Origin of the sequence: Bartonella sp. AA1HLJMS (genome assembly GCF_042197445.1) — a bacterium.
Taxonomy (GTDB): Bacteria; Pseudomonadota; Alphaproteobacteria; order Rhizobiales; family Rhizobiaceae; genus Bartonella.
In genome coordinates, this window is the sequence record NZ_JBHIRW010000077.1 from 1 (window position 1) to 3801 (window position 3801).

2 protein-coding genes and 1 pseudogene are annotated in these 3801 nt (G+C 35.3%); all 3 read right to left on the reverse strand.

Annotated elements, in window-relative coordinates:
- Window positions 1–2387, reverse strand: a pseudogene (locus ACFIQE_RS08945) (autotransporter outer membrane beta-barrel domain-containing protein); the annotation flags it as partial.
- A gap of 951 nt (window positions 2388–3338) precedes the next feature.
- Window positions 3339–3488 carry a hypothetical protein gene (locus tag ACFIQE_RS08950; RefSeq protein WP_375612614.1) on the reverse strand — a complete coding sequence of 50 codons (150 nt, stop codon included), beginning with the start codon at window positions 3486–3488 and terminating at the stop codon, window positions 3339–3341.
- A 160-nt stretch (window positions 3489–3648) separates the two neighbouring features.
- A partial coding sequence (locus tag ACFIQE_RS08955; RefSeq protein ID WP_375613936.1) for an autotransporter outer membrane beta-barrel domain-containing protein occupies window positions 3649–3801 on the reverse strand: 153 nt, incomplete at its 5' end.

The following is a 3801-nucleotide window of genomic DNA, read 5'->3' on the forward strand; positions in this document are numbered from 1 at the left end:
TGGATCAAAAGTCTATCGGTTTTTTGGTCATTTATTGCAGCACCATCACTCCAAGCCGTGTTGAAGTAAATCTTTGCGTCACCAGAGGCATTGTAGACGGCTTGCGTGTCTGGTTTACCAGAACCTATATACAAAGTTTGGTAATGCTGTTTTTCTGTTGGCTTGCTAAACATAATGGAGCTGTTATCGAGATTAAGCGTAGAAATATCGGAACGAGATCTTTGAGCAATATCAAGTAGTTTTCCATCAGCATCTTTTTCATTGTTACTGATCTTCAACGTCCATTTTGTGTCGTTTTTCAGATCAAAGCGTGTTTGCCCATTTTCGTCATTTCTTACACCGCCTTGTAAGACAGAATGGTCTGCGGTTAAAGTAAACATTTCAACAGGTTTTGTCTTCTGCTTTATGTTTTTGAATAACGTATCTGCAAGGATTTTTGAATTTTTGAGATTAATTTTCCCCATTGATTCATCGGTATTTATTCCAATACCATTTTCAACGATCAGATCTGTATTGGTCAAATTAACTTCACTGTTTTGCCAATCTTGTGGATTACTATTACTTAGGCCGTTTAACTTATTTTGAGACAAATCTGCAAAATTTACCCCAGCAACCCCTGCTGTTGCAGAAGTATTTGCGAGATCAATATGTCCATTTCTGTTTATCTTTAGTGCAATTATTGTTGCATCTATTTTGTTTTCAGCGCCATTGACCATCTTAATCGTGCTATTGGATGCGACAAGTCCAAAATCAACTTTTTCAATCGTTGTTTTTCCGTTTAATTCAATGACGCTATTTGCAGCAGCATTTACACCCATGCTGGGTAGTTCGATTCCCTCAATATTTGTTCTCTTCCCTTTTATCGTTAATTCTTCACTTGTGATTTTGCCTCCATCGGTTACATAAAGGCCAAAGAGAGTCTTCGTAATCGTTGTTTTTCCTTTTAATTCAATGACGCTGTTGGGGCCCTCAGCTGATGCGCCTGTAACTGAACTTTCGCCATTTTCTGTGAGTGCAACATCTTTAACATTAATATATCCACCCAAAGTTGCATATAATGAATTATTACTCCCAGTAACAGTTCCTCCTGTCATGAAAATTTTTGATTGCTCACCAATGGCACTCAGCGCATTATGCTCAGATGAAATGATTTTCACACCATTGTTTAAAGTAATGCTACTGCCGTTTTGAGCAATTATTGCTTCTCCTTTTGCCTCAAAAGATCCGCCGGTGATTGTTATTTGAGATTTGTTATCTGCTAAGATGCTGTTTTTTGCTTTCGTGACGGTTACATTATTTAAAGTGACAATACTTCCTTTGTCAGCACTTATTCCTTTATCCATAAGAAAGTCATCATTTCCGCTTGATATTTTTACATCTTTCAGCGTGTTTTCTTTGCTGGTGGTGTTAAGAAATGATGCACCTACTGCTTTGTCTCCTGTGACCTCAATCGATCCTCCGGTCATCTTGATTGTCGCATTATCACTTTCGGCTTTAACACCGATCGAAGCATTTTTAATTGTTGTGTTACCATTCAATTCAATAGTGCTGGAACCTCTTGCAAATGCACCGAATTTTGTTCCTTTACCATTTGCTGTGAGCACAACATCTTTAACATTAATATATCCACCAGCTTTTGTGTATAATACACTATTGCTCCCAGTAACAGTTCCCCCTGTCATGAAAATTTTTGATTGCTCACCAATGGCATTGAGCCCATCACCGTTAAGTGATGTGATTTTTGCCTTATTGTTTAAAGTAATGATACTACCGTTTCGAGCATTGATTGCTGTTTCTTTTGCCTCAAAAGATCCACCGATAACTGTTACTTGAGTTTGGTTATCTGCAAAGATGCTGTTTTTTGCTTTTTTAACAGTTATATTTTTCAAAGTGAGTTTACTTTTTTTTTCAGCTTTTATTGCGTTATAGGGTTCGCTGTTTTCACTTGTTATTGTGACATTTTCCATATTTCCGTTACCAGCATTTAGCTGAATAGCGGTTTTATCAACATTGATAGAACCTCCTGTCATTTTGAATGTAGCGTTGTCCGATATATTAACGCCGTATTCATAGGAAGATTTAGTTCCAAGTGGAGCACCAATGATGGTATTGTCCGATAATTCAATCAAACTATCGGATCCTTTAACGGTGACAACGGTTGTAACAGATGGTGGTGTTGGAGAGCTACTCCCCAGCTTTAAATTCTTGCCGATGATTTTTCCACCCGTTTCTGCCCAAATATTCTCGTAGCTTTCTTTAGAGACTTCCATTTTTTTTCCATCAGAAACTTTAAGTTCTTTAAGTTCTTCCGCTTGTGTTTTGTGGTAGGTCCCAAATAATAGAATTGCTGCAATTGCTGTATACGATAAAAGAGATTTTTTAGACATTTATGTTCTCCTCACTTAAACTAAGCTACAAATATTTTTCCTGTTTTCCATATCTCCACTTGTTAGTAAGAAGAACAAACAATATAAGAAAATAAATAATGGTCTATAAAAAACATTCTTCCTACTCACTATTTTATAATTTACTTATAGTCAAATTAAAAAATATAATAATTAATGTATATATTTACATTTAATTCATATTATATTTATAGTTTTAGTTATTACGTATTAAATATATAATTAAAAATATTAAAATGATATTTAAGGACAATATTATAAGCAAATGATCGTTATTTGTTTGTAATTTTTAAGGGTATCATAGTACTTGTCATATATTTTGATGCATTAAGGAGAATAAAGGGGGCAGCATCGTTGGGAACAGCCGTCAGCAAAAATTAAAAAAGTTTACTTAATTTTAGATCTGAGGTGTTTTATATTGGATGTAATGTGTTTTATAAATATGCTAAAGAGCACTGATTGATGCTTTTATAAATCTTAGTTTCTTCTTGAGTATTTTGATAAAGTGGTTGATGTCTTTGTTTTTTGGGTGTATTTAATTAAATTATCTGCGTAAAGAAATATTTTGCAGTATGTTTCCTGTGTAAAGAGGAAAATAATAGTAGCTTGTGCTTTTTATCTACTTACGACAGTAAAACTTTACATTTTCTTTTTGCTTTGAGAAAAAGGGGAAGGGGATTTTATGAAGCAAGCGCGATTTATCAATAAACATATATGATTTATCAATAAATACATATAAGGTGTTTTTTCTGAAAGTTTTACTTTCACTTGGAGATGAAGCGCTTTGCGACATTTTTGTTTATGAGAGATAAATGCCATTCAATATCTAAGACAGCGTAAGGGGCAGATTTCTCAAAATCACTGAATTTATTCTCACCCTTAAGCATAACCACCCGCTTTAGTGCATATTTTCATTCTTTTGCGCAAAGACTGCTACACGCATTTCACGCTCCCCAATTCCAGCAAATTGGCAAGACCTTCCACAGCTGTCTTTTCAGGATTATAACGAAAGCGCTTTTTTGCCTGTGTACGAGCAACTACTTCAATCTGGTATGCATCAAAAACAATACCTAGCCTTGTCAATCAATAAATCTTGATGGAGATGATCTTGGGAGGATAAAGAACAAAAGCTATTCGAGCGATCTTTTTATGAAAGGGTGTCAAGAATAAAAAAAGGCAGCATATCGTGCTGCCTTTTTATTAAATTGAATAGAATGAATAGGCTTGCTTTTACAGCTTTGTGTTAAAACTGATAGCGTATGCCGCCTGAGAAATTTGCTCCAGATATACCAGTTTTCTGAAGCTTTTGTTGATAGCTGACATCACCATGAAGGGAGAAATTGTGAGACAGTTGCGCATTGATGCCAACGCCGCCTTCAATTGCAGGTCCCATAGG